Below are 240 nucleotides of genomic sequence, written 5' to 3'. Positions count from 1 at the left end.
CGCTACGCTCCTTGCAAACAAAACCGACATGCGTCGTCTTGCGCGGGCCTTATATTGGCAAGGCTGGCGGATCTCATCGATTGCACAACACCTCGACATCAAACGCAGCACCGTGCAAAGCTGGTGCGATCGTGATCATTGGGACAAGGCCTCGGTCATCGAAAAAATCGAAACCGCCTTAGATGCCCGCCTGGTGCAATTGATCGCCAAAGACCTCAAAACCGGTGGCGACTTCAAAGA

At 53.8% G+C, this 240-nt stretch carries 1 protein-coding gene; it reads left to right on the top strand.

What is annotated here, in order from left to right:
• Positions 1-28: 28 nt before the first annotated feature.
• Positions 29-240, top strand: a 212-nt coding sequence (locus QN347_RS20800) for a terminase gpP N-terminus-related DNA-binding protein (protein ID WP_323494547.1), incomplete at its 3' end; no start/stop codon positions are given.

This window comes from Sphingomonas sp. 10B4 (genome assembly GCF_035019905.1).
Lineage (GTDB): Bacteria > Pseudomonadota > Alphaproteobacteria > Sphingomonadales > Sphingomonadaceae > Sphingomonas > Sphingomonas glacialis.
The sequence above is the reverse complement of the archived record's forward strand: the minus strand, read 5'-3'. Positions and strand labels throughout refer to the sequence as shown.